The sequence below is a fragment of the Pelagibius litoralis genome (assembly GCF_011683915.1).
In the GTDB taxonomy this organism is placed as follows: domain Bacteria; phylum Pseudomonadota; class Alphaproteobacteria; order Kiloniellales; family Kiloniellaceae; genus Pelagibius; species Pelagibius litoralis.
In genome coordinates, this window is record NZ_JAAQPH010000009.1 from 49,119 (window position 1) to 73,394 (window position 24,276).

20 protein-coding genes are annotated in these 24,276 nt (G+C 61.6%); 13 read left to right on the top strand and 7 right to left on the bottom strand.

What is annotated here, in order from left to right; genetic code table 11:
* The first annotated feature begins 169 nt into the window (after nt 1–169).
* The 11 genes from sciP (at nt 170) to HBA54_RS12895 (ending at nt 12,821) form a co-directional block, all read left to right on the top strand.
* The gene (gene sciP, locus HBA54_RS12845; protein ID WP_167225143.1) at nt 170–499 is read left to right on the top strand and encodes a CtrA inhibitor SciP; all 330 of its coding nucleotides are present in this window, start codon (nt 170–172) and stop codon (nt 497–499) included.
* 288 nt (nt 500–787) lie between these two features.
* On the top strand, nt 788–2,494 hold the full coding sequence (fliF, locus tag HBA54_RS12850; RefSeq protein WP_167225145.1) for a flagellar basal-body MS-ring/collar protein FliF: 1,707 nt from the start codon (nt 788–790) through the stop codon (nt 2,492–2,494).
* An 18-nt stretch (nt 2,495–2,512) separates the two neighbouring features.
* On the top strand, nt 2,513–3,526 hold the full coding sequence (gene fliG, locus HBA54_RS12855; RefSeq protein WP_167225147.1) for a flagellar motor switch protein FliG: 1,014 nt from the start codon (nt 2,513–2,515) through the stop codon (nt 3,524–3,526).
* A gap of 19 nt (nt 3,527–3,545) precedes the next feature.
* Nucleotides 3,546–4,310, top strand: coding sequence for a FliH/SctL family protein (locus HBA54_RS12860; protein WP_167225149.1), 765 nt, complete (start codon nt 3,546–3,548; stop codon nt 4,308–4,310).
* A gap of 26 nt (nt 4,311–4,336) precedes the next feature.
* The gene (fliN, locus tag HBA54_RS12865; RefSeq protein WP_167225151.1) at nt 4,337–4,696 is read left to right on the top strand and encodes a flagellar motor switch protein FliN; all 360 of its coding nucleotides are present in this window, start codon (nt 4,337–4,339) and stop codon (nt 4,694–4,696) included.
* A gap of 91 nt (nt 4,697–4,787) precedes the next feature.
* Entirely contained in the window at nt 4,788–5,567 is a 780-nt protein-coding gene (locus tag HBA54_RS12870; RefSeq protein ID WP_240932663.1) for a motility protein A, read from the top strand.
* Nucleotides 5,568–5,609: 42 nt separating this feature from the next.
* Nucleotides 5,610–6,989 (top strand): sigma-54-dependent transcriptional regulator FlbD, encoded by a 1,380-nt coding sequence (gene flbD / locus HBA54_RS12875; RefSeq protein WP_167225155.1) that lies wholly within the window; start codon nt 5,610–5,612, stop codon nt 6,987–6,989.
* Between the two features lie 32 nt (nt 6,990–7,021).
* A complete protein-coding gene (flhA, locus tag HBA54_RS12880) occupies nt 7,022–9,127 on the top strand; it encodes a flagellar biosynthesis protein FlhA (protein WP_167225157.1) in 2,106 nt (701 codons plus the stop codon).
* Nucleotides 9,127–10,095, top strand: a complete 969-nt coding sequence (locus HBA54_RS12885) for a flagellar biosynthesis protein FlhF (RefSeq protein WP_167225159.1) — start codon at nt 9,127–9,129, stop codon at nt 10,093–10,095. Before flhA ends, HBA54_RS12885 begins: the two co-directional genes overlap by 1 nt.
* A 4-nt stretch (nt 10,096–10,099) precedes the next feature.
* Nucleotides 10,100–10,888: a MinD/ParA family protein gene (locus HBA54_RS12890; protein WP_167225161.1), complete on the top strand. Its 789-nt coding sequence runs from the start codon at nt 10,100–10,102 to the stop codon at nt 10,886–10,888.
* Nucleotides 10,889–10,901: 13 nt separating this feature from the next.
* A complete protein-coding gene (locus HBA54_RS12895) occupies nt 10,902–12,821 on the top strand; it encodes a hypothetical protein (RefSeq protein ID WP_167225162.1) in 1,920 nt (639 codons plus the stop codon).
* A gap of 13 nt (nt 12,822–12,834) precedes the next feature.
* Here HBA54_RS12895 and HBA54_RS12900 read toward each other — a convergent pair whose 3' ends face one another.
* Nucleotides 12,835–13,260: a flagellar export protein FliJ gene (locus HBA54_RS12900; RefSeq protein ID WP_167225164.1), complete on the bottom strand. Its 426-nt coding sequence runs from the start codon at nt 13,258–13,260 to the stop codon at nt 12,835–12,837.
* A gap of 27 nt (nt 13,261–13,287) precedes the next feature.
* Nucleotides 13,288–14,865: a flagellar protein export ATPase FliI gene (gene fliI, locus HBA54_RS12905; RefSeq protein ID WP_167225166.1), complete on the bottom strand. Its 1,578-nt coding sequence runs from the start codon at nt 14,863–14,865 to the stop codon at nt 13,288–13,290.
* Nucleotides 14,866–15,128: 263 nt separating this feature from the next.
* Here fliI and ctrA point away from each other — a divergent pair, with 263 nt between their 5' ends.
* A complete protein-coding gene (gene ctrA, locus HBA54_RS12910) occupies nt 15,129–15,848 on the top strand; it encodes a response regulator transcription factor CtrA (RefSeq protein WP_167225168.1) in 720 nt (239 codons plus the stop codon).
* 212 nt (nt 15,849–16,060) lie between these two features.
* Here ctrA and HBA54_RS12915 read toward each other — a convergent pair whose 3' ends face one another.
* From HBA54_RS12915 to HBA54_RS12935, 5 genes are all read right to left on the bottom strand, one after another.
* On the bottom strand, nt 16,061–16,903 hold the full coding sequence (locus tag HBA54_RS12915; RefSeq protein WP_167225170.1) for a CheR family methyltransferase: 843 nt from the start codon (nt 16,901–16,903) through the stop codon (nt 16,061–16,063).
* Nucleotides 16,900–18,063, bottom strand: coding sequence for a protein-glutamate methylesterase/protein-glutamine glutaminase (locus HBA54_RS12920; protein ID WP_322096036.1), 1,164 nt, complete (start codon nt 18,061–18,063; stop codon nt 16,900–16,902). Before HBA54_RS12920 ends, HBA54_RS12915 begins: the two co-directional genes overlap by 4 nt.
* Complete coding sequence (locus tag HBA54_RS12925) at nt 18,063–18,428, bottom strand: response regulator (protein ID WP_167225174.1); 366 nt, start codon at nt 18,426–18,428, stop codon at nt 18,063–18,065. The genes HBA54_RS12920 and HBA54_RS12925 overlap by 1 nt, the downstream gene beginning before the upstream one ends.
* Nucleotides 18,429–18,517: 89 nt before the next feature.
* Nucleotides 18,518–19,018 carry a chemotaxis protein CheW gene (locus tag HBA54_RS12930; RefSeq protein WP_167225176.1) on the bottom strand — a complete coding sequence of 167 codons (501 nt, stop codon included), beginning with the start codon at nt 19,016–19,018 and terminating at the stop codon, nt 18,518–18,520.
* Entirely contained in the window at nt 19,015–21,948 is a 2,934-nt protein-coding gene (locus HBA54_RS12935) for a hybrid sensor histidine kinase/response regulator (RefSeq protein WP_167225178.1), read from the bottom strand. The genes HBA54_RS12930 and HBA54_RS12935 overlap by 4 nt, the downstream gene beginning before the upstream one ends.
* A gap of 565 nt (nt 21,949–22,513) precedes the next feature.
* Here HBA54_RS12935 and HBA54_RS12940 point away from each other — a divergent pair.
* Nucleotides 22,514–24,142, top strand: coding sequence for an ABC transporter permease (locus HBA54_RS12940; RefSeq protein ID WP_240932664.1), 1,629 nt, complete (start codon nt 22,514–22,516; stop codon nt 24,140–24,142).
* Nucleotides 24,143–24,276: the final 134 nt, after the last annotated feature.

Consider the following 24,276-nt stretch of genomic DNA (forward strand, 5'->3'; position numbering starts at 1 on the left):
GCCTAGGGCCCGACCGGCGCTAAGCCTAGCGTTAGCGGCGGTCGGGTCATTAAGGAAGCCTTCAAGTTCTCTAAAGCAAGCCTTAACTACCTGATTTAGCGAATTTTAAACAGCAGCGGCCTATCCTTGTAAGTGATGAGAGATTGTGATGAACCACGGGAACTGTTTGATGTACTCCGACAGCTCAGGTAGGCCCAACAACATCATTGGTCCGGCAGGCAAGCCGCTGACCCTTGATGACCTTCCCCCGCCGTCCACGCGGCGCTGGGTGATTCGTCGCAAGGCGGAGGTCGTGACGGCCGTACGCGCCGGCCTCCTGACCCTGGAGGAAGCCTGCGAACGCTACAGCCTCTCCGTCGAGGAGTTCCTGTCCTGGCAGAGCCTGATCGACAAGCACGGCATGCGTGGCCTGCGGACGACGCGGCTGCAGCAATATCGTCGGGTTACCGGGCGGATGACCGCCACGGAGAAGGTAGACGACAATCACTCCGGCTCCTGAACCGGCGGCAACAGGTTAACGCTGCAGCCCTATAAATTAACCCAATCGCGCTCACCGCCGCCGACCTTCTCCGACTATCCTTCGGTCCATTGCCGCGCCGCCTCGAGGGCGGAAAAAAATTCCTACCGAGTAGGCAATATTTGCCCGCCGTTAACGGCACATTTACCGGAACCCCCTAGCCTGAAAAACATAAGCCAGCCAATACGATGAACCGAGGCCGCTGGCTTCCGAGGTCTTTTTGGTCGAGGACTTCGTTCTAAGGTCGGTAATGTTTCAGGACGGTACATTTTGAACTCTCTATTAGAGACGCTGAAGAACCTGGGTCCCGCCAGGCTGGGCACTATGGCTGCGGTGGCGGCCGGTATCATCGCGTTCTTCATCTATCTGACAAGCCGTCTGGCTTCCCCGGAGATGTCGCTGCTCTACGCCGACCTTGACGCGCAGGACAGCGGTCAGATTACCGCGCGCCTGGAGCAGATGAATGTCCCCTACCGCATCACGGAAGACGGCGGCAAAATCCTCGTACCGCAGGATCAGGTCGGACGTACACGTCTGGTTATCGCCGAGGAAGGCTTACCCAGCGGCGGCTCAATCGGTTACGAGATATTCGACCGCTCCGAAGGGCTGGGCACGACCAACTTTGTTCAGAACATCAATCATGTACGTGCACTTGAGGGGGAACTGGCAAGGACCATTCGCTCGGTTTCCAATGTAAAGCAGGCAAGGGTCCACCTCGTCCTGCCGCGCCGCGAACTGTTCAGCCGTGATCGCCAGGAACCAAGTGCTTCTATCGTACTCATGATCGGTGGTGCGCGGGGCATCGACCGTCAGCAGGTCTCGGCGATCCAACACTTGGTCGCGGCGGCGGTTCCCGGCCTGAAGCCCTCCATGGTTTCCATCGTTGATGACAGCGGTAGCCTGCTGGCCCGCGGCGCCGCAGAGGGCGCGGTTGAGCAGTCTGCCTCGCGCGCCGAGGAGATGCGGGTCGGCTACGAGGCCCGCATGGTGCGTACGATCGAGGAGCTGCTATCGCGGTCCCTGGGCGCCGGGAACATCCGGGCCCAGGTTTCGGCGGAAATGGACTTCGACCGGATCACCGAGAATGCGGAGATCTTCGATCCCGACGGCCAGGTGGTGCGTTCGACCCAGGTCGTGGAGGAGAACGCGAACAGTCAGGACGGTGCCCCGGCTGGCGTAACCGTCGGCAACAACCTGCCGGACGCCCTGCCCGACCTTGACGACGGCAACGGCAGCCAAAGCCAGACATCGCGTACCGAAGAAACCGTGAACTATGAAATCACCAAGACCGTGAAGACCCATATCCGGGAGGCTGGCATGGTACGCCGCCTTTCGGTCGCGGTCATGGTCAACGGCAAGACTACGGTCGACGCGGAAGGTCAGACGACTTACGAAGCCCGCCCGGAAGAAGAGATCGAGAAAATCAAGGCCCTGGTTCGCTCCGCCGTCGGATTCGACGAGGCCCGCGGCGACACCATTGATGTTGTCGAAATGCCCTTCGTTCAGCTTGACGGCTCGGACGGCACCATCGACACCCAGTTCCTGGGCCTTTCCAAATCCGACTTTATGCGGGCCGCTGAGTTGCTGGTCTTGGGTGTTGTGGCCATTCTCGTACTGCTGCTGGTCGTACGTCCGCTGCTCGGCCGGCTTCTGGAGGTCGACGAAACCGACGGTGCCGAAGGCGCCCTCGCTCAGTTGTCGGGGGATCCGGCTCAAGCCGCCCTGACCGGCCCCGACGGTCAACCCGTACCCCGCTTGGCTGGCGACCCGGCAACCGCCGTGGCAACCAGGGTCGATGCCGACGGCAATGTGGTCGAGCAACACAACATCGCAAGCGAGATCGACCAGATGATCGACCTGAACCAGGTTGAAGGCCGGGTGCGCGCCTCCTCGGTTCGCAAGATTGCCGAAATCATTGAAAAGCACCCGGAAGAGGCAGTCGGCATCATCCGCAGCTGGCTCTACGCCGAAACCTAGGCCGGAGAAGAATCGACAATGGCGCGCGAAGACCTACAAAGCATGAGTGGCCCGGACAAGGCCGCGCTTCTGATGCTGGCCGTCGGTGAAGACAACGCGGCCCGCCTGTTCGGCATGATGGAAGACGACGAGATCCGGGAACTCTCCCAGGCCATGGCCAATCTCGGCACCGTCACTTCCGAGCTGATCGAGCAGATGCTGGTCGAGTTCGCGGATCGGATTTCCACAACCGGCTCGGTCACCGGCAACTACAGCAGCACGGAAAGGCTGCTCGCCAAGGTTCTCGACAAAGACAAGGTCGACGGCATCATGGAAGAGATCCGTGGCCCGGCCGGCCGGACGATGTGGGACAAGCTGGCCAATGTGAATGAGATGGTGCTCGCCAATTATCTCAAGAACGAGTATCCGCAGACGGTCGCTGTCGTTCTCTCGAAGATCAAGCCGGAGCACGCCGCGAAGGTTCTTGGTGTCCTGCCCGAACCTTTCGCCATGGAAGTCGTCATGCGCATGCTCCGCATGGAAGCAGTCCAAAAGGAAGTTCTGGACGACGTGGAACGCACCCTGCGCAACGAATTCATGTCGAATCTGGCCAAAACGAACCGGCGCGATTCCCATGAACTGATGGCAGATATCTTCAATTACCTGGATCGCACCCTCGAATCGCGCTTCCTCACCGCGCTGGAAGAGCGCAACCGCGATTCGGCAGAACGCATCAAGGCCCTGATGTTCACTTTCGAGGATCTCGGTAATCTCGATCCCGGTGGCGTACAGACCTTGCTCAGTGCCTCCGACAAGTCAAAGCTCGCGATCGCTCTGAAGGGTTGTTCCGAATCCCTGCGCGACTTCTTCTTTTCCAATATGTCCGAACGCGCCGCGAAGATGATGCGCGAGGACCTGCAGTCCATGGGCCCGATCCGGCTGAAAGACGTCGACGAGGCACAGATGTACATGGTGACCACCGCTAAGGACCTAGCGGACAAGGGTGAAATCGTGATCAGCGAAAGCAAGGGGGAAGACGAACTCGTCTACTAGACGGGCTTCGGACCACACCATGGACACATACGAGAAATTCCTCTTCCAGACTTCGTTCGAGGTGGCCGCGCTCGCCAGCGCCGCCGAAGCGAAGGCGGCTGAAGAAGTCGCGGCGGAAGAACTCCCTGCCCCGACATTCAGCGAGGAAGAGCTTGCCGCCGCCAAACAGTCAGCTTTCGCCGAGGGCAAAGCGGCAGGCCTGACCGAAGCAGAGGCCGGCATTGCCCGCCAGACCGAAGAACGCCTCGCCGCGCTGACCGAGCGATTCGAGTCTCTGGCCGGCATTATCGACGAGAAGATCAGCGAGAATCATCAGGAATCGCTGCTCGCCGCCATGACGGTGGTGCGCAAGTTGTTCCCGCAACTGAGCAACTCCGAGAGGTTGATGGAGGCTCAGGCTGTGGTCGAAGACTGCCTGGAACGCCTGCGCGAAGAGCCGCGCATGGTCGTCCGTGCAGCGGATCAGGATCTCGACAGCCTGAAAGACCACATCGACACCTGCATCGCGCGCAGCGGCTTCAACGGCAAGCTCGTCTTTCTTGCCGACAACCGCCTAAGCCCCGGCGACATTCGGGTGGAGTGGGCAGATGGCGGGGCCGAACGCGACCAAAACGCGATCTGGCAGGAGATCGACGGCATCATCGCCAGAACACTCGGTGCGGCCAAGGAACAAGACGGCAAGTCGCCCCCCACAGCGGGGGCCGACGGCACTGAACAGAAAGATACTTCGCAGCCGGCACCGCCGGCTGGAACCGAGCCGCTGCGGCGGGCAGAGACTGCATAGCAGCGGAAAGTTGAGAGGAGGTCTCCATGACCGACGAAGATAGCCTTGACCTGGCCGACCTGGACCTCGATGGCGCGGAGGTACCGCCCGAAGAGAACCAGGAAGATCAACTGCCTGACGGCGGTCGGCCCCCAACCAACGCCAAGGAACTGGAAGCGGTCTACGACATTCCGGTTCAGGTCTCGGCGGTTCTCGGCAAGGCCAACATGCAGGTCAGCCAGTTGCTGAAGCTCGGGCGCGGTGCCGTGGTTGAACTTGACCGCAAGGTCGGCGAGGCCATCGACATCTATGTGAACAACCGCCTGGTTGCCCGCGGCGAGGTCGTCGTGGTCGAGGAACACCTCGGCGTGACCATGACGGAAATCATCAAAGTAGATCGCAACTAGGCAATGAAGGCATTGGAAGCAAGGTAAGATGGCGAGTACGGAAACATCGGGCAGTCGCGAGCAAATCGCTGCAGCGCCAAAGGCGCCGCGGTTGAGCCCGACTGTTGACTTCGCCACCTTGCTCGGCATCAGCGGCGCCTTTGCCATGATCGCAGGGGCCATGGTGCTGGGCGGGCAACCTTCGGCCTTTCTGGATATCCCTGCGGTCCTGATCGTTATCGGCGGCACCTTCCTGGTGACCACCGTCTCATTCAGCCTGGGTGAAGTAGGTCATGCCCAGGGCCTTATGTTCAGGGCGGCGGTCTATCATGCCGAAACCCAGGAGAATGCGGTCCTGCAGGCGCTTTACCTTGCCGACCTGGCCCGCAAGCGCGGCCGCCTCGCCCTTCAGAATGTCACCGACGAGTTGGCGGACGCCCCTTTCCTCCACCATGCGATCTCCCTGGTGGTCGACGGACTGCCGGCAGAGGAGGTCGAACGCATCCTGGCGCAGGACACCCAGGCAACCTACGAGCGCCATCTGCGTTCCGCCGGCATACTGCGCCGCGCCGGCGAAGTCGCGCCGGCCATGGGGCTGATCGGCACCCTCGTCGGCCTGGTCCAGATGCTGGGCAACCTGGACGACCCTTCGACCATCGGCCCGGCCATGGCTGTGGCCCTTTTGACGACTTTTTATGGCGCGGTTCTCGCCAACATGGTGTTCACACCGCTCGCCACCAAGCTTGAGCGCAATGCCCAGATCGAATCTGTGGTGCGCCAGATTTACACGATCGGGGCGGCTTCCATAAGCCGCCAAGAGAACCCGCGACGCCTGGAAATGCTGCTGAACACGGTCTTGGCGCCCAGTCAGCGGGTAGATTACTTCAGTTAGAATTCGGTATCGGAAACAACAGTTAAGACTTGGAGAGAAGGCATGCGGCTTCTCATAGTGGGAACCCTGGACGGACACCTCGCGACAGCGGGCAAGCTCGCGCTGCAAAGCGGCGCAAAGGTTGCTCATGTCGACGATATCGAGGACGCGATGAACGCCCTCAGATCAGGGCAAGGCGCCGATCTGGTGATGGTCGAAGTCAACCTGGATGTCGGGAACCTCTGCAGCTGCCTGACGAGGGAGCGCATTGCGGTGCCGGTCGTCGCCTGTGGAATCGGAACCGAGCCGAGTGCCGCCGCAGATGCGATTCGAGCCGGGGCGCAGGAGTACATTCCCCTGCCACCGGATGCTGAGTTGATCGCCGCCGTGCTTTCCGCCGTCGCCGAGGAGACCAGCACCGTCGTGTTCCGCGATCCGGCCACGAGCGAGGTGCTGCGCCTGGCCGAGCAGGTCGCCCCTTCTGACGCCAGCGTCCTTATCACCGGTGAGTCCGGCACCGGTAAAGAGGTCATGGCCCGCTTCCTCCACACCAAGTCCAAGCGCTCAAACGAGCAGTTCATCTCCGTCAACTGCGCGGCCATTCCTGAAAACCTTTTGGAATCAGAGCTTTTCGGTCACGAAAAAGGTGCCTTCACCGGGGCGGTCACGCGCCGTGTCGGTAAATTCGAAGAAGCCAACGGCGGTACGCTGCTGCTGGACGAAATCTCCGAAATGCATCCGCGTCTGCAGGCCAAACTGCTGCGTGCGATCCAGGAGCGGGAGATCGACCGGGTTGGTGGCGGCAAGCCGATCAAGGTCGACATCCGCCTTCTCGCCACCTCAAATCGCAACCTGGAGCAGGCCGTTCGCGACGGCAGCTTCCGGGAGGACCTCTACTACCGTTTGAACGTGGTCAACATTCCGCTGCCGCCGCTGCGCGACCGCCCTCAGGACATCCCGATCCTTGCCCAGCACTTTGCCGCCAAGTACGCCGAGGCGAACGGGGTGCCACCGCTGCAGGTAACCGCAGCAGCGCAGGACATCCTTTCCAAGCATCACTGGCGCGGCAACGTTCGCGAACTTGAGAACACCATGCATCGCGCAGTGCTGTTGGCGCGCGACGGCGTCATCGACCCGAACGCCATCATCCTGACCGGCCAGAGCCTGATGCCGGCAGAGGGTGACGGCGCCGATAGAGCAGCGGCCAGCGCCGCCGAGGACGAGACGGCTGCCGGTGACGTCAAGGTACTGGTGGGCCGCACGGTCGCCGACGTGGAAAAAGACCTGATCCTGGACACCCTGCAGCATTGCCTGGGCAACCGCACCCACGCAGCCAATATTCTCGGCATCTCGATCCGGACCCTGCGCAACAAGCTGAAGCTCTACAGTCAGGATGGCGTCGCCGTTCCTATGCCCGGCGAAAACGAGCGCGCACCAGCCTGAGCTAGGTCGGATCGCGCAGCGAGATAGCCAAGATGGCAGAAACCAACGCAGAGCAGACGGGTCCCGGCGGCGGCCAGCTGACCGCAATCGTCAATATACTCAAGCGCGGCGACGTGGCGCTTGCGCTGGGTGTGACGACGATCCTGGTCGTCCTCATCCTGCCGATGCCCAGCTGGATGCTGGACGTCTCCCTCGCCGTCTCCATTACCTTTTCAGTCTTGATCCTGATGACCGTACTGTTCATCGGCAAGCCGCTGGAATTCAGCTCTTTCCCAACCGTCCTGCTGATCGCCACGATGATGCGCCTGGCGCTGAACATGGCGTCGACGCGGCTGATCCTCTCCGAAGGGCACGACGGCACCGATGCCGCCGGCAAGGTGATCGAGGCCTTCGGCAACTTCGTGATGAGCGGCAGCTTCGTCATCGGCATGATCATCTTCGGCATCCTGGTGATCGTGAATTTCATCGTGATCACCAAGGGCTCCGGGCGCATCGCCGAAGTGTCGGCGCGCTTCAGCCTGGATGCCATGCCCGGCAAACAGATGGCCATCGACGCCGATCTGTCGGCCGGCCTGATCGACGAGGCAACGGCCCGGACAAGGCGCAAGGAGTTGGAGGACGAGAGTAACTTCTTCGGTTCCATGGACGGCGCCGCCAAGTTCGTCCGTGGCGACGCCATTGCCGGTTTGATGATCACCTTCATCAACGTCATCGGCGGCATGATCATCGGCGTCGCGCAGAAAGACCTCAGCTTCGGGGAAGCTGCAGAAACCTACACACTGCTGACCGTCGGCGATGGCCTGGTAAGCCAGATACCGGCCCTCATCGTGTCCACTGCGGCCGGCCTCCTGATCACCAAGTCGGCCGGCACCGGCTCAATGGACAAGGCGCTGATCGGACAGCTCAGCGGCTATCCGCTGGCGCTCGGCCTCTCGTCCTTCCTGATGATGGCGCTTGCTATGCTCCCCGGCATTCCGGCCCTGCCCTTCCTCGCGCTCTCGGGAATCGCCGGCGCGGGCGCCTGGTTTGCCAGCAGACGAAACGCAAGGGTCGTCGCGGAACAGGCGCAACTGGTCGCCTCGGACGCCGCCGTTCCGGTGGCTGAGGAGCCGATCGCCAGCGCCCTGCAGATCGATCACGTCCGCCTGGAGCTTGGTTACGGCCTCCTGCCGATGATCAACGGCCAGGGCGGGCAGCGCCTGACCGATCAAATCAAATCTCTGCGACGCCAGTTGGCGCAGGAAATCGGCTTCGTCATGCCTTCCGTGCGCATCCAGGACAATCTGCAGTTACCGGCCAACACCTATGTTATCCGGGTAAAGGAGATTGAGGCGGGACGCGGAGAACTGCGCCCCAACATGATGCTGGTCATGGACCCGAGGGGCGAGAAGATACCGCTGCCGGGCGAGGAAACCGTGGAGCCGACCTTTGGCCTGCCGGCGCTCTGGTGCGATGAGAGCAGCCGCGAGGAAGCGCTCTTCCGTGGTTACACGGTGGTCGACCCGCCGACCGTGGTGACGACCCACCTGACCGAGATGATCAAGGACAATATGGCCGAACTACTGTCCTATGCGGAGACCCAGAAGCTTCTGGACGAGCAGGACAGCGAGCAGCAAAAGCTGATCGGCGACCTGATCCCCAGTCAGATCACCGTGGGCGGTCTGCAGCGCGTTCTCCAGAACCTGCTGTCGGAGCGGGTCTCCGTACGCGACCTCCCGACCATTCTGGAAGGCGTGTCGGAGGCTTGCGGCTATACCCGCAACGTCACGGCCATCACCGAGCATGTCCGCGCCCGGCTTGCGCGGCAGATCTCCAACGAGCAGCTGAATCAGCAAGGCTTCATTCCCATGATTACGCTGTCGCCACAGTGGGAACAGTCCTTTGCCGAAGCTATCGTCGGCGACGGCGAGGAACGGCAGCTGTCGATGGCGCCCAGCCGCCTGCAGGAGTTCATCGCCGCCGTCCGCCAGACGTTCGAACGCCACGCCATGCTGGGTGAAAGCCCGGTTTTGCTGACCAGCCCGCCGGTACGCCCTTTCGTCCGCTCGATTGTCGAGCGCTTCCGGCCGGCCACGGTTGTGCTCTCCCAGAATGAGGTCCACGCCAAGGCGAAGATCAAGACGCTGGGTCAGATCTGATGTTGCTGCGTAGCTTTACCGCCAAAACCCTACCCGAGGCGATGGATCAGGTGCGCAGCCTGCTTGGTGACGAGGCAATCATCCTCTCGACCCAGGATGACGGCTTGAAGGGTGTCAAAGTCACCGCGGCCTTGGAAGCAGAAGACGGCACCGGTTTCGAGCCTGAGGTGCTGGAAGGCGGGCTTGAAGTCGCTGACCGTATTTCCACCGTCCTGGATCATCACCGGGTGCCGCAAGGTCTGGCGGATCGCCTGCTCAATGCCGCGAGCAACCTGCTGTCCGACGACTGGATGATGGCAATGGCCGCCGCCCTGGATCATGAGCTTGGCTTCCTGCCGCTTTCCGAAATCGGTCCGGAGCGGCCGATTATGCTGATCGGCCCTTCCGGCGCCGGTAAATCGGTGACCTCCGCCAAGCTTTGCGCCTGCGCCCGCCTCGCCGGTGCGCGCAGTCTGCTAATCACCATGGACTCTGACAAGGCAGGCGGGCGAGCCCAGGCAGAGACCTTTGCCGAGGTCCTCGGCGCCAGACTGGTATGCGCCAACGATCCCGAGTCGGTTGCGGTCGCCGTGCAGCAGCGCGAAGCCGACGAAATGGCCGTGATCGACACGATCGGCAGCAACCCCTTCGATGAATTCGAACTGCGGCGCCTGAGCGAGACCGCAGAGGCCGCCGAGGCCACCCTGGCGCTCGTCCTGCCGGCCGGCGGTGATCCGGCCGAGGCCGCCGATGCAGCCCTCGCCTACGCCAGCACCGGCGCCAGGACAATGATTCCGACGCGCCTGGATGCAGCCCGCCGGTTCGGTGGCCTGCTTGCCGCGGCCCATGTCAGCAGCATGAGTTTTCTTGCCGCCGGCGTCTCACGGCACATCGGCGCCGGTTTGGTGGCCGTCAATCCCGTTTCTCTCGCTCGCCTGCTCAGCACCTGCGAGCCTTTTGAGCCTTCTTCACTTCTCGCGGCGGACTAACAGCATGATTGAATCAACCTTGATCGCCTCAGAAAAGCTGCCGCAGAGCTGTTTGAATATGCTGGCCGTTGCATCCGGCAAGGGCGGCGTCGGCAAAACCTGGCTCTCGGTGACGCTGTCGCAGGCTTTGGCGCGGCAAGGCAAGCGCGTGCTGCTCTTCGACGGCGACCTGGGCCTCGCCAACGTCGACATTCAACTGGGCCTGCAGCCCAGCCGCGACCTTGGGGGCGCCCTGGCCGGCCAGTATGCCCTCGCCAAGGCGGCGACCCGCCACCCCGATGCGGGTTTCGAGGTCATTGCCGGGCGCTCCGGCACCGGCGGCCTGGCCAGTCTGCCGGGGCCGCGCCTGGCGGGCCTGCTGCACGACCTCGCCGACCTCTCCACCGGCTATGACCGCGTCGTTCTGGACCTGGGGGCCGGCTTGGAGCGAACAGTGCGCCAGCTCGCCGCCCTGGCCCAGACGAACCTGATTGTCGCCACGGATGAACCAACATCCCTGACCGACGCCTATGCCTTCATCAAGCTGGCGCACCAGCTGAACCCGAAGAGCGACATCCGCGTCGTGATCAACATGGCCGGCTCCCCGGCAGAAGGGGAACGGACCTACGCTACCCTGTTGAAGGCCTGCGAATCGTTTCTGAAGATCTCACCGCCTCTGGCCGGCGTTATCAGGCGCGACCCCAAGGTCAAGGATGCCATCCGCCATCAGGTTCCGCTCCTGACCCGCCACCCGGCCTGCGAAGCGGCCGACGATGTGGAAAAGCTGGCGGGCCGGCTGATCCAACGGAACTGACCGGATCACCCCGATGCGTGACCTCTTCACCAGTTCAACGGCAGGCTCCGCCAGAACCCCGGGGATCACGACAACCGATTTCACCGCCCGGCTGGTTGACCCGCCGCCCGAAGTCGCCCGCCTTTCCAGCGGTCAATTCCTGCGCGGACAGGTACTTGGTCAGGACGAGGCCGGACTGATGATCGTGCAGACCCGGCTGGCGATCGTAAAGCTGGCCGTCGCGCGCAACCTGGCCGTCGGCAGCGAGGTGATCCTGCAGATCCGTCCCGGTGGCCCGCAATCCGGCGTGACCCTGCTGCCGTTGGACGCTGCCCCGCCACAACAGCCGGCACCGCCCGCGGGCGGCGAAGTCGGCGGACCCAGAGGTGCCGGCCATACGCCGGCCCTGCCCCTGCCACAGGTGAACCTGGCCCAGGCGGTTCAATCAACGGCCCTCTCTGCCGACTTCATCACCCGGGCATCGCTTATCAGGGCAACCCTGCAAACCGCACCGCCCCTGCCACTGCTTGCCGGGCTGCCGTCCGCAGACCGGGGGACCGAGCTGCTTCTGCGCGTTCTCTCGATCGGATCGCCGGGCCAGAGCACCGGGCCCAACGTCGCCAGTGGAAGCCCGGGCGCGCGCGCCTCCGCACCAGGGACAGGCCCTGCCGCCCCGCCGGCAGGCGCCACACCGACAGGCGCCCCGCCGGCAGGCGTCGCGTCGCCGCCGGGCAGCGCGGCGGGCATCGGAAAACCCGCCGCCCAGGTCGCCACAGCCACCCTCAGCGGAACACCCCCCGCCACAACCACTGGCCGGGTCACCGCGTCGCCCGGCGGCCCATCGCTTCAAGGCCCCTCGCCTCAAACCCCGGGCGCCCCGGTTGCGCCGACCGCGGGACGGGCCACGCAAATCCCCACTGCGCCGCCAGTGGGCACCCCGGCGGGCACCCCAGAGGCAGGCCTGCGTCTGGCCCCTCAGGCAACGGTGATCTCCGCCGGGCGCAGCGCCGCGGCTGCACTGCAGAGCCTCACGCCGGCAGGGGTCGCCCAGGCAATTGGCAGCACTGCGGGGCAAAGCGGTGGCGGCGCAGTAGACAGCACCGCGGGCGATGGCAGCGCGGTGCGCCTGACCGGCCTGGTGACCGCCAAAAGCAGCGCCGGTCCGACGATCCTGCATACCCCTTTGGGCACCCTCACCTTAAAGGCTGCTGTCGATCTGCCCGCCGGCACCAGCCTGGCGCTCGAGGTCCTGCTGCCGAGCAGCAGCAAACCACCTCTTATCCCGGCTGGTTTTGCCACCGCCTGGCCCGGATCGCAGATGGTGGAGGAAACCCTTCTGGCCGGCCTTCCCGGCCCTCAAGCGGAGGCGCTGCAGCGCGCCTTGCCCCAGGTTGGCCCGCGCCTTGGCTCCGGCATACTCTTTTTTCTTTCGGCCATCACACAGGGAAATCCATTGGGATGGCTGGCAGGTCCTGCTGCCGCGCTTGAACGCGGTGAACGGGGTGAGTTCCTCGACCGTCTTGGGCGTGAACTCGCCGGTCTGAGCCGCAGCGTGGAAACCAGCAGCGGCGAATGGCGACTGCTTCAACTTCCGATCTGGAGCGATGAGGGTCTGCGGGAACTCCGCCTTTTCCTGCGCCAGCAGGACCAGCACAACGGCGCCGACGGCAACGAGACCGACGACAAGACGACACGTTTTGTCCTGGAACTGGAACTAAGGCAACACGGTGCGCTGCAGTTGGACGGCCTGGTGCGGCCTCAGCACTTCGATCTCATCCTGCGCAGCCGCCGACGCCTTCCGGCGGTAACCCGCGGCGACCTTCTGGCGCTCTTTGAGGAGACCAATGCGATCGCCGGCTATCGCGGACATTTGCTGTTCCAGACGTCACAGGACTGGATGCAGCTGCTGTCCGCTCAACCATCAAAGAAAGAGGCTGCCGGCCTGGAAGTCTGAGCGTCGGCGTCGGTCAGCTTCCGCTGGCCACCTGCCGGCGGTGCAGTTCCAAACCGATCTCGTCGGCAACCGCTTGCTCGCGCTTTGAATGCTTCTGCGCTTCGCGGCGCTGATGGTTGCCATGGGCGGTTTCGTACTTCTTGAACTCCTGAAAGGCGTCGGTGATCTCGTCACGCGCAGCAGCGATCGAGCGGTCGACTTCAGCGACTGATTCCTCGATCTTCTTCCGCCGCTCCAGAGTGGCCCGGATGAAAGCCGGCAAGGCAATGCTGGTCACGTCAGAAACTGCCGCGACCTCCTTCTCACGCTGCAGCTCAGCATCAAGCACGGAGATATTCCCCACCAGACGCTCGCGCAAGCGCTCAAGCTCAGCCAACTTCTGTCGTTTTTCGTCCAGATTCCAACGGTGCACGCGCACCAACTGATCAAGAGCCGTCACAGTTTCTCATCTCCCCGAAAGTACCGTTCACCGAGTCGTCCCTAGTCCGGCATCCGCCGGGGCTACATCAACCGATTGAGGCGGCGGATCCGCCGCCTGCTTCAACTGCCGTAAGCTAAGCGCCTCGGCCATGCGCTGACGCCGTTTTTGAAAGTCCTTTGAATTTTCACGTGGGCTCGGCGCAGCGGCCTCCGCATCAACCGCATTATCCTCTACAACGGAATCAGCTTCGCCGCCGGGCTCCGCTGCCGGCTGCGCGCCCACCTCTTCATCGTGACTTTCAGGAACCGGCAGGCCGAGCAGGTTTGCCAAGTCGGCATAACCCTCGGCCATATCGCTGCGCTCCTCTTTTTTCTGGCTGAGGAAAGCCTCGAGATCTTTGTAGTAGTGAATGGCTTCGTCGATCGCCGGGTCGCTGCCCTGCTTGTAGGCGCCGATGCGGATCAGCTCCGCCATATTCTCGTAGGTCGAGAGCAGCCGGCGCGCACGCTCAACCAGGGTGTTCTCGGCTTCATTGTTACAGGCCGGCAAGGTTCGCGAGACGCTGCGCAGAAGATTGATAGCCGGATAGCGGTTACGCTCGGCAACGGCGCGCTCAAGAACAATGTGACCGTCCAAAATGCCACGTACCGCATCCGCCACCGGTTCGTTGTGATCGTCGCCTTCCACCAGTACCGTAAAGAGCCCGGTAATCGATCCTTTCTCGACCCCCGGCCCGGCGCGTTCAAGAAGCCGCGGCAGTTCTGCGAAAACCGAGGGAGTATAACCCTTGCTGGCCGGCGGCTCACCGGCTGAGAGACCGATTTCGCGCAGCGCCATCGCAAAGCGGGTGACGGAGTCCATAAGACAGAGAACGTCGCTCCCCTGGTCCCGGAAGTATTCACTGAGGGTGGCTGTAAGGTGCGCGGCCTGACGGCGCATCAGCGGCGGCTCGTCAGATGTCGCAACTACCACGATGGAGCGGGCCAATCCTTCGGCGCCCAGGTCGTCTTCAAGCCACTCCTGAACTTCGCGGCCGCGCTCTCCGATCAAGCCGATCACGTTGACATCGGCCTCGGCGTAGCGCGCCAGCATCGACAACAGCACCGATTTACCGACGCCGGAGCCGGCGAAAATGCCCATCCGCTGTCCGCTGCAGCAGGAAAGGAAGGTGTTGATGGCGCGAACGCCCAGATCGATCTTGCCGCCAACCCTTTTGCGGCTGTGCGCCGGCGGCGGCGCCGCGCGCAGTGCATAAGCCAAAGGCCCGTTCGGCAAAGGTCCCTTCCCGTCAATCGGTTTGCCCAAAGCATTCACCACGCGCCCCAGCCAGGCCGGCGACGGGCGAATCACCGGATCGCTTTCGAACACCTCGGCCTTGCAGCCCAGGCCGACCCCTTCAAGGGAACCAAAAGGTAGAAGCAGCGCCCGCTTGTCGCGGAACCCGATGACTTCGCAGGTCACCCGGCGGCCGCCCTGAGCAAGGATGACACAGCGTGAGCCGATCGACAGCGCCTGGTCCAAGCCGGCGACCTCCACCAGCATCCCCAGAACGCCGGCAACACGCCCGTAGAGGCGGTAGTCCGCCACTTGACCAATTTCCTTAACGAAAGCGGAAACCACCATCCCTGATCGACCTTAGAGGGGCCTTGACGCCCATTGATACCAACCTCGACAGACAGTGTCCGGCATCGGGCTTAAGGTTGAGTAAAGTCAGGGTGATCGTTGGCAGGCCGGCGAGGTTTAACGCCCAGGGGCGATCGTTTAGCGCCGCCTATACAAAACAGTGCCTTAGAAGTCACCCCCGGTAAGAATTTATTAACAAAGACTTGGGAAAATGGTTAATAATCAAATCCCAGGCGAATTATACAGGCATTAGGTCAAACATCATGCGAGTTCTGCTTGTCGAGGACGATACAGCTACGGCTCAAGGCATCGAAATGATGCTTCGGTCAGAAGGCTATGTTTGTGACACGACCGATATGGGCGAAGACGGCCTGGAAATCGGAAAACTTTACGACTACGACATCATCATTCTTGATTTGATGTTGCCGGATATGGACGGCTATGAGGTCTTGCGGCGCCTGCGGGCGGCGCGTGTGAAGACGCCGATCCTGATTCTTTCGGGCCTCTCGGGCCTGGACGACAAGATCAAGGGCCTTGGTGTGGGGGCTGACGATTACCTGACCAAGCCGTTCGACAAGCGAGAGCTTGTCGCACGCATCCAGGCTATCGTGCGGCGCTCCAAGGGGCATTCCGACTCAGTGATCTCGACCGGCAAGTTGACGGTCAACCTGGATACCCGCACCGTCGAGGTGGACAGCCAGCCGCTGCACCTGACAGGCAAGGAGTACGGAATCCTGGAGCTGCTGTCGCTGCGCAAGGGCACCACCCTGACCAAGGAGATGTTCCTCAATCATCTCTACGGCGGCATGGATGAGCCGGAGCTTAAGATCATCGACGTTTTCGTTTGCAAGCTGCGTAAGAAGCTGGCGAACGCTACCGGTGGCGACAATTACATTGAGACCGTTTGGGGCCGTGGTTATGTCCTGCGCGATCCGGTCAATACCGAAGGCGCGGAACCCGCCAAGCAAGCGGCCAACGCCTGATCTTACCAGAACCCTGCGGCCTTGATGGCCGCAGGATATGCTCCCCACGATACAAGAAAAATGGCCGGCCTCCTATTGGAAGCCGGCCATTTTTCTTGTGTGTTCCACGGCCGTAGCCGCCTTGGTGTGATCTGTATCTTAGTCGACCGTCAGGCGAAATGCTGCCGGATCGGTCTCGGCACCTTCAAATACTCTAACAAATCCCGCGGTGGTCAACCGACCTTGAGTTCCAAGGCGGCGTCGCTGCCGGTCAGGCGGTAAACACCGCGCTGGCCCGGAATGACCTCAAAAGAATCAGAGATCCCGAGGACGGTTTCGGCACCGCCGAGATAGAGAAACCCGTCACCGGGCATGATCTTGGCAATCCGGTCAAGCACCTGGCCCTTGGTCTCCTGATCAAAGTAGATCAGAACATTGCGGCAGAAAATCACGTCGAAGGTTCCCAGGCCCGCCGGGCTATCCAGCAGATTAAAAGGCCGGTAGGTCACCATCTTCTTGATCTCGTCGTTGATCCGCCATCTGTCGCCGTCCTGGGTGAAGTACTTCATCAACAAGGTAATCGGCAGACCGCGCTGCACTTCGAACTGTGAGTAGAGACCTTCCTGCGCCTTGCTGAGGATCTCCTTGGAGAGATCGGTCGCGAGGATGTCGATGGTCCAGCCCGGCATCTGCGCGGCCAATTCCTTCAGAATCATCGCGATGGTATAAGGCTCCTGGCCACTGGAGCTTGCCGCGCTCCATATACGGAGCTTTTTCTGCGCCTTGCGGGCTTCCAGCAGATGCGGCAGCACAATGTCCCTGAACTGATCGAAGGGCCGGGTATCACGAAAGAAGAAAGACTCGTTCGTCGTCATCGCCTCAGTGACGTCGACGATCATCTGTTCATCTTTCTTGGTCCGCATCGCCGTGATCAGCGCCTCGAACCCATCCAGGTCCCACTTGCGGGCTACCGGGTTGAGGCGACTTTCCAGCAGATAGGCCTTTTCCTGCGTAATGACCAAGCCAGAGCGCTGATACAGCAGTTGGGCAATGTATTCAAAATCATTCACATTCATGCCGCTGACCTCATGACCATCTTGCGGACGCTGGGCCCAATTTCTTTAAGCGGAAGAACCGCCGAACAAAGGCCGCTCGTCGCGACAGCCCCCGGCATCCCCCAGACAACACTGGTCGCTTCGTCCTGCGCTATCACAGAACCTCCAGCTTCGACAACAACAGATGCCCCCTTCTGACCGTCGCTGCCCATTCCGGTCAGGATGACAGTCAGCAGGCCCGCCCCATAAACCGCGGCCATTGACCGCAGCATGGGATCGACCGCAGGTCGGCAAAAATTCTCCTGCGGGTTCTGATTGAGGCGTATGCGTGAAGACGCGCCACTCGCCTCGACAACCATGTGGTAGTTGCCCGGCGCGAGGTAAATATGCCCGGCCTCGACCTGATCGCCGTCGACCGCTTCTCTGGTCGGCACCCCGGACGCGCGGCCGATATGCTCGGCCAGTAGCGTCGTAAAGGTCGCCGGCATATGTTGGGTAATGAGGATCGGCAGCTTTACGGTTGCGGTCATGTCCACAAGGACCTCCAGCAACGCCTGCGGACCGCCGGTCGAACTGCCGATCGCAATCACCCGAGGGCTGATGATCGGCGCCTTACGCAATACGATATCGCGGCCGCCATAAAGGCTGCCGGATTGCCGGGCAACTGCCTTTCCAGTTCCGGTTCCCGCCACCGGCTTGACGGCCGGTTTCGCCTTGGGAGCACTACGGGTGGCCGCCGCAAGGGCCTTGACCTTCTCCGTCAGCTCGCGCTGGAAATTATCGGCGGAAGTCAGCTCGCTTGTCGAACTCGGCTTGGTGACATAATCGGCCGCACCGGCTTGCAGAGCGCGCAGACTGACCTCAGCGTTTTTGCGGGTCAAGGCGGAAGCCATCACGACTTTCACACCCGGTTGCGCAGCCAGCAGCTTGGGCAATGCGGTCAGGCCATCCATAACCGGCATCTCGATATCCAGGATGATGACTTCGATATCGTGGCGCCCCAGAGTCTTGAGAGCAACCTCCCCGTTCCCAACGGAAGCGATCACCTTGATACTATGATCGGCTTCGAGCGAACGGGTCAGAAGGCCGCGGATGACGGCGGAGTCGTCCACCACCATGACCCTGTAGCGGTCATCACTACCTGTATCGCCGCTGCCGGAAGCGGGACTTTCGTCTTGCATTAGATAAGGCCTACCTGGACGAATTTTGATTCGATGATGTCACTGTCGAAGGGCTTCATGATGTACTCATTCGCACCGGCTTCCATGGCCTGGCGAATGTGGCTCATATCGTTCTCCGTTGTGCAGAACACAACGATCGGCTGGGCGTCACCACCCAGCGCCCTTAATTCATGGAGGAACTCCAACCCGTTTTTCACGGGCATGTTCCAATCGAGCAGCACCGCGTCGGGCATCTGACGCTGGCAAGCCTCAATGGCTTTCTGGCCGTCTTCGGCCTCTTCAGTGCTGAAGCTCAGGCCCTCAAGGATCTTACGCGCAACCATGCGTACGACCTTTGAGTCATCTACGATCAAGCAGGATTTCATTTCATAGCTCCAACTTACTCTCCGGTTGCAGGCTACGTCGGACCACCCCAGTGCCAAGCATTCCGGTTTCCCAATCTGCGACTGCCGCCTTAAGCGGCCTGCTCCCGGCTGTAGTCCAGCAAGCGGTTCACATCCAGGACAACCAAAAGCTTGGCGTCCAGGCGATAGATGCCTACGGAGTAGTCACGGAATTTTGGATCCAGGGTCGGAGGGTTACGCTCGTAGTCGCCTGATTTGAGCGCCAGAACTTCACCCACGGAATCGACCATCAGGCTGTAAAGCTCGCCGTCATGCTCGGCCACGATGCTCATCGAATCGCGACCTTCCTTCGGCGGCAGGCCCAGACGCAGCCGCACGTCCATCGCGGTCACGATACGACCGCGCAGGTTCAACGACCCGGCAATCTCCGGCGGCGCCAGCGGAATGCGGGTGATGTTGTAGGCACTGAGGACATCCTGCACCTTCAGGACCGGGATACCGAAAAGCTGATCGGCAATTACAAATGTAACGAAGTCCTCGGCGTCCGAGAAGGCGTTCGCCAGCACACTATGTTCGTCGTGCTCGCCTGAATCCTGGCTCTCATTGCTCATGCCGCACCTCTCAGGTCAGAAAGCGTCTCATGCAAAGTATTCAACAAGGCGTCGCGATCCGTCTTGGCCACATAGTCCGTGAAGCCGGCGTCCCGTCCCCGCTGAAGATCGGCGGGATTTGAGAAGCTGGACAGAGCGACGATCGGCGTATCCGACCAACGCGAATCGGTGGTCACCTTCTTGGCAAACTCGAAGCCGTTCATGCCCGGCATCTCGATATCGGAAATAATGACATCGAAGGCTTCCCCTGCTTCGCAGAGTTCCATCGCAGCATCGGCCGAGTCCACGCAGATCACTTCGTAGCCGGATGCGGAAAGAAGCGGCTGCAGCATGTTTCGGAAGAACGGGCTGTCATCGACCAGCAGAAGGCGGCGACTGGTCGCGTCGTCTACCGTCGAGTTGCGCTCGGCGGCGAACCAGTCATGGAAAGCCTGGGTCAGATAGTAACTTGCGTCAACAACATCCGTCGCCTTCTCGCCGATCACTGCAGTGCCGATATAGCCCGGCCGGTCGGTCGAGAGTTCGATGTTCATGCGGTCCTCGACAATGTCGACGATTTCCTTGACCACCAAACCCATGGTCCGGTTGCGGTCGGAGAAGACCAGCACCGGCTGCCTGCCCTCCTCAGCCAGCTTCTCGCCTTCTTCCATGAGAACCAAGGGCATCAATTGGCCGCGGTACTGAACCACATACTGGCCGTTGGACGATTCGACCCGCGACAGATCAATCTCCTCAAGCCGCGCAACCAGCGCCAGAGGTACTGACTTGGGTGTGTCATCAACCGCATGGAATACCAGCATGGCAACACTGTCGCCGGCGCCGATGCTGGCGTGGTCCTTGACACCATCTTCGTTACCCTCGGCCACCGCGATCTCACCTGTCGTCGCGGCAATACCGTTAGGATCGAGGATCATCACCACGCTACCGTCACCCAGAATGGTGTTGCCTGAGAACAGATGGATATCGCGCAGGATCGGCGCAACCGGCTTGACCACGATTTCCTCGGTATCGAAGACGCGATCGACGATGATGCCCATCGAATAGGTGCCGATCTGGGCAACAACGATGAAAAATTCCTCTTCGTCGGCCTTGTCAACTGCGCTGGCCTCGGTCACAGCAGCTTCGACAGCTTCCTGTTCGGCTTCTGCTGCTTCCGGGGCCGCTGCCTCGGCACTGGTCTCTTCAGACGCCGCAGTCTGGGCCACCGTGCTTTCGATGACCGGGGCGGCCTCAACAACAGGCTCAAGTTTCAGCAGATCGCGCAGATTTACCAGGGGCAGCAACCGGTTGCGCAGGCGCAGCACCGGCGTGCCATTGATCCGCTCGATCGTGTGCTCAGTGTGGGCTGAGGCACGCACCAGCTCAACGACTGAAAGCTGCGGAATGGCAAAGCGCTCGTTGGCGCACTCAACAATAAGGGCCGAGACGATGGCCAGGGTCAGCGGGATCTTGATCACGAACTTTGTACCGCGGCCTTCGACCGAAGTAAGCTCGATCGTGCCGCCGATCTTCTCGATGTTGGTCCGAACAACGTCCATGCCAACGCCGCGACCGGAGACCGAGGTCACTGCAGCGGCGGTCGAGAAGCCGGCCTTGAAGATGAACTGCTGTATCTGCTGTTCAGTCATGGCTTCAAGGTCGGCTTCGCTTGCCAGGCCGTTATCGATGCACTTCTCTTTGATCTTTTCGCTCGACAGTCCCTTACCGTCATCGGCAATCTCGATGATGATATGGCCGCCTTCGTGGTAGGCGTTGAGGATCACGCTACCGGTCTCGGGCTTGCCGGCGGCAAGTCTGTCCGCAGGGATTTCGAGACCATGGTCCGCCGAGTTGCGGACCATGTGGGTCAGCGGGTCCTTGATCAGTTCAAGAACCTGCCGGTCAAGCTCAGTCTCAGCGCCCTTCATCACCAGGTCGATCTTTTTATCGAGCTCGTGGGCCAGATCGCGGATGATGCGGGGCAGCTTGGCCCAGGCATTGCCGATCGGCTGCATTCGGGTGGCCATCACACCTTCCTGCAGCTCCGAAACCACATGGTTCAGACGCTGCAACGGTGCAGCAAACTCACTCTCACTCTGACTTCGCAGGATCTGCAGCAGCTGGTTGCGGGTGAGCACCAGTTCCGAGACCATGGTCATCAGATTCTCAAGCACGTCGACGTTGACACGCAGGGATTGATTGGCGACCGACCCCTCCTTCTTGGGCTCCCCGGCCTTGGCATCCGCAGAAGCTTTCGGTGAAGCTTTCGGCTTGGCCGGCGCGGGGGCCGCGGCAGCTTTGGGCTCTGCCGGAGCGGGAGCGACCTCTACCTCAGCAGCCGGCTCGTCATCAACAGGTTCTGCAGCAGCGGACTCGGCTTCGACGGCCTCTTCTGCCACCGGCTCATCGGGCTTAGCTTCCGCTTCCTTCGCGGCCGCTTCGGCGGCCAGCTCCGCCGGGCCCTTGGCATTGGCGAAGGCCGCCTCCAGTGCGTCGATCTCGGGATTGCCGCTGCCACCCTCGTCCGCAGCTTCTTCAGCCGCCGCTTCCGCCGCTGGCGCTGCGGGTGCGCTGCCACCGTCGGCAAAGGCGTTCAAACGCGCAATAAGATCTGAATCGTCTCCTTCGGGCTCAGCCTCCGTGGCCTCGAGCTGCTCGAGCAGCAAGCGGATCTGATCGATCGATTCCAGAATAACCGTGACCGATTCCGGTGTGACTTCCATTTCGCCGTCACGCACCTTGCCGAGCACGTTCTCTCCGGCGTGCGCCACGCTTTCAAGCCGCGGCAAACCCAGAAAGCCACAGGTGCCCTTGATGGTGTGCATCAGGCGGAAGATGTTCCCAAGAAGCTCCTGGTCGTTTGGATTCTGCTCAAGCTGAACCAGCTCGACATCCAACTCAGCCAGGCTTTCATTGGTTTCGGTCAGAAATTCACTAAGAAGATCGTCCATGCGCCTCTGTCCTACTCTTTGCCCGGCCACCGGGCATCCAACAGGGGCTGATACGGCTGTTAACCTTTGCCCCCAAAATGACGCCGAACTGTGGCAAACAGAAATTAAGATCCTCTTACTTAGGCCGCAGCTAACCGACGAGAACCTTAGGGAAAATCTCTGATAGCCAGCATTTGTGCCAAGACAGAGCGATTATCCAAGATGACGTCAGCCGCACGTTTTGATGAGAAAAGACCTCCGCAGATCGCTCAGAAGCATCCCCAATCATGAGATTGCTTCTCATTGTCAGATTTGTTCGTTAGTCTTCTGACTGCCGGGTGCCCCCCGGGTCCGCCCGCAAGGTCCGGCTTGCCGGACCGCCGCGTTCGGGCTAACAGACCGGCAAACAGTAGCAATCGCGTTTCCCTCGCGCTCTCGTCCGGGCCACAGGGTTGAGTCTGCACATACAGTGAGCAATCTGCCGCCCCCGGCCTCTCCAATCGGTCAACCAGAACAGTCGCTGGGCCCGCTGCGCTTCCTGCCCGCCGTTTCCAGGGCGGCGCGCTCGGTTCTTCGCGGCGGCCCTTTGACCTGGTTATCGGTGGCCGTCGCCGGGCTCTTTCTCATTCCTATTATCGGCGTGCTCATGAGCCTCGCCCAACCGAGCAGCGCAACCTGGACCCATCTGGCATCGACCGTTTTGCCGCGCTATCTGGTCAACACCGCCGTTCTGGTCCTGGGCGTCGGCCTGGGCGTGCCGATCATCGGCACCGGTACCGCCTGGCTGGTGACAATGTGCCGGTTCCCCGGCCGACGCTTCTTTGAGTGGGCGCTCATCCTGCCGCTGGCGGTACCCGCTTACGTCATCGCCTATGCCTACACCGATTTTCTGCAACCCGCAGGATCGGTACAAACGCTGCTGCGCGATATGACCGGGCTTTCCTATCGGGAATACTGGTTCCCGGAGGTGAGATCGCTGGGCGGAGCCGTCGCCATGCTTGTCCTGGTCCTCTATCCCTATGCCTACATGCTCTCGCGCACCGCATTTCTCGACCAGTCGGTCTGCGCCCTGGATGTCAGCCGAACCCTGGGATGCGGGCCCTGGCGCAGCTTCTTTCGCATCGCCCTGCCTTTGGCGCGGCCCGCCATCGTTGCCGGCACCGCCTTGGCGCTCATGGAGACGCTGGCGGATTTCGGGACCGTATCGTTCTTTGGCGTTCCGAACTTCACCACCGGGATCGTCCGCGCCTGGATTGCCTTCGGCGACCGTACGACCGCCGCACAACTTGCCTCCGTGCTTCTGATCTTCGTGTTTCTTGTCCTTCTTCTGGAAGCGCAGAGCCGCGGCAAAGCCCAGTTTCACCAGGCAACCAACCGCTACCAGCAGCTCCCCGGGCACCCGCTCAGGGGGCTGGCGGCGACAGCGGCCTTTACCGCCTGTTTCCTGCCGCTGTTTCTCGGTTTCATCCTGCCGGCGGCCGTTCTCTTCTCGATGGCCCTGGAAGCCGGCGACCAACAGTTCGGCGCCCGTTACTTCGAACTGATGGCCAACAGCATCACCCTGGCATTGGTTGCTGCCGTCCTGGCAGTCGTTCTCGCCACCCTTATGGCTTATGGCCGCCGCCTCCAGAAGAGCGTGCTGGTGCAGGCAGCAAACCGTCTTGCCTCGATGGGCTATGCCCTTCCCGGAACGATCATAGCCGTCGGTGTCCTGATCCCCTTCGCCGCTTTCGACAATGCGCTGGACGGCTGGCTGCGTAACATCCTGGGTGTTTCCAGCGGCTTGCTCCTGACCGGCGGTATCGCCGCCCTGGTCTTTGCCTATCTCGTCCGCTTCCTGGCAGTGTCCCTGAACACCATTGACAGCGGCCTGTCGAAAATCCGGCCATCAATGGACGATGCCGCCCGTACCCTGGGGGCAAGACCTCTGGCCGCTCTGCTGCGCGTGCATGCGCCGATTATGTGGCCGAGCCTGCTGACGGCGGGGCTGATCGTCTTCGTCGATGTCATGAAGGAACTGCCGGCGACTTTGGTCATGCGTCCCTTCAACTTCGATACCCTGGCGGTCCAGGCGCACAACTTCGCGGCCGACGAGCGCCTGACCGAAGCGGCCACCCCGGCGCTGACCATCGTTATGGTCGGTATCCCGCCGGTGATCCTGCTGAGCCGCGCCATTGCCCGAGGACGCCCCGGCGACCGAAACGACGCCCGATAGCCACAGCGGATTAGCCATACGGGAATACCGACACCAGGGTGGTGCCGGCGACGGGCATCGCGCCTCAGGGCATCAAGCCCCCCACTCGGCCCCAACAAAAAGGCCCCCACCGATGGTGGGGGCCCGTTGTCGAT

Excerpts from the sequence above, each read along its gene's own strand:
- flhA (WP_167225157.1), top strand. The coding sequence starts at position 7,022 with ATGGCAGAAACCAACGCAGAGCAGACGGGTCCCGGCGGCGGCCAGCTG.
- HBA54_RS12860 (WP_167225149.1), top strand. The coding sequence starts at position 3,546 with ATGGACACATACGAGAAATTCCTCTTCCAGACTTCGTTCGAGGTGGCC.
- HBA54_RS12890 (WP_167225161.1), top strand. The coding sequence starts at position 10,100 with ATGATTGAATCAACCTTGATCGCCTCAGAAAAGCTGCCGCAGAGCTGT.
- fliN (WP_167225151.1), top strand. The coding sequence starts at position 4,337 with ATGACCGACGAAGATAGCCTTGACCTGGCCGACCTGGACCTCGATGGC.
- ctrA (WP_167225168.1), top strand. The coding sequence starts at position 15,129 with ATGCGAGTTCTGCTTGTCGAGGACGATACAGCTACGGCTCAAGGCATC.
- flbD (WP_167225155.1), top strand. The coding sequence starts at position 5,610 with ATGCGGCTTCTCATAGTGGGAACCCTGGACGGACACCTCGCGACAGCG.
- HBA54_RS12935 (WP_167225178.1), bottom strand. The coding sequence starts at position 21,948 with ATGGACGATCTTCTTAGTGAATTTCTGACCGAAACCAATGAAAGCCTG.
- HBA54_RS12895 (WP_167225162.1), top strand. The coding sequence starts at position 10,902 with ATGCGTGACCTCTTCACCAGTTCAACGGCAGGCTCCGCCAGAACCCCG.
- fliG (WP_167225147.1), top strand. The coding sequence starts at position 2,513 with ATGGCGCGCGAAGACCTACAAAGCATGAGTGGCCCGGACAAGGCCGCG.
- HBA54_RS12915 (WP_167225170.1), bottom strand. The coding sequence starts at position 16,903 with ATGAATGTGAATGATTTTGAATACATTGCCCAACTGCTGTATCAGCGC.
- sciP (WP_167225143.1), top strand. The coding sequence starts at position 170 with ATGTACTCCGACAGCTCAGGTAGGCCCAACAACATCATTGGTCCGGCA.
- HBA54_RS12885 (WP_167225159.1), top strand. The coding sequence starts at position 9,127 with ATGTTGCTGCGTAGCTTTACCGCCAAAACCCTACCCGAGGCGATGGAT.
- HBA54_RS12925 (WP_167225174.1), bottom strand. The coding sequence starts at position 18,428 with ATGAAATCCTGCTTGATCGTAGATGACTCAAAGGTCGTACGCATGGTT.
- fliI (WP_167225166.1), bottom strand. The coding sequence starts at position 14,865 with ATGGTGGTTTCCGCTTTCGTTAAGGAAATTGGTCAAGTGGCGGACTAC.
- HBA54_RS12930 (WP_167225176.1), bottom strand. The coding sequence starts at position 19,018 with ATGAGCAATGAGAGCCAGGATTCAGGCGAGCACGACGAACATAGTGTG.
- HBA54_RS12920 (WP_322096036.1), bottom strand. The coding sequence starts at position 18,063 with ATGCAAGACGAAAGTCCCGCTTCCGGCAGCGGCGATACAGGTAGTGAT.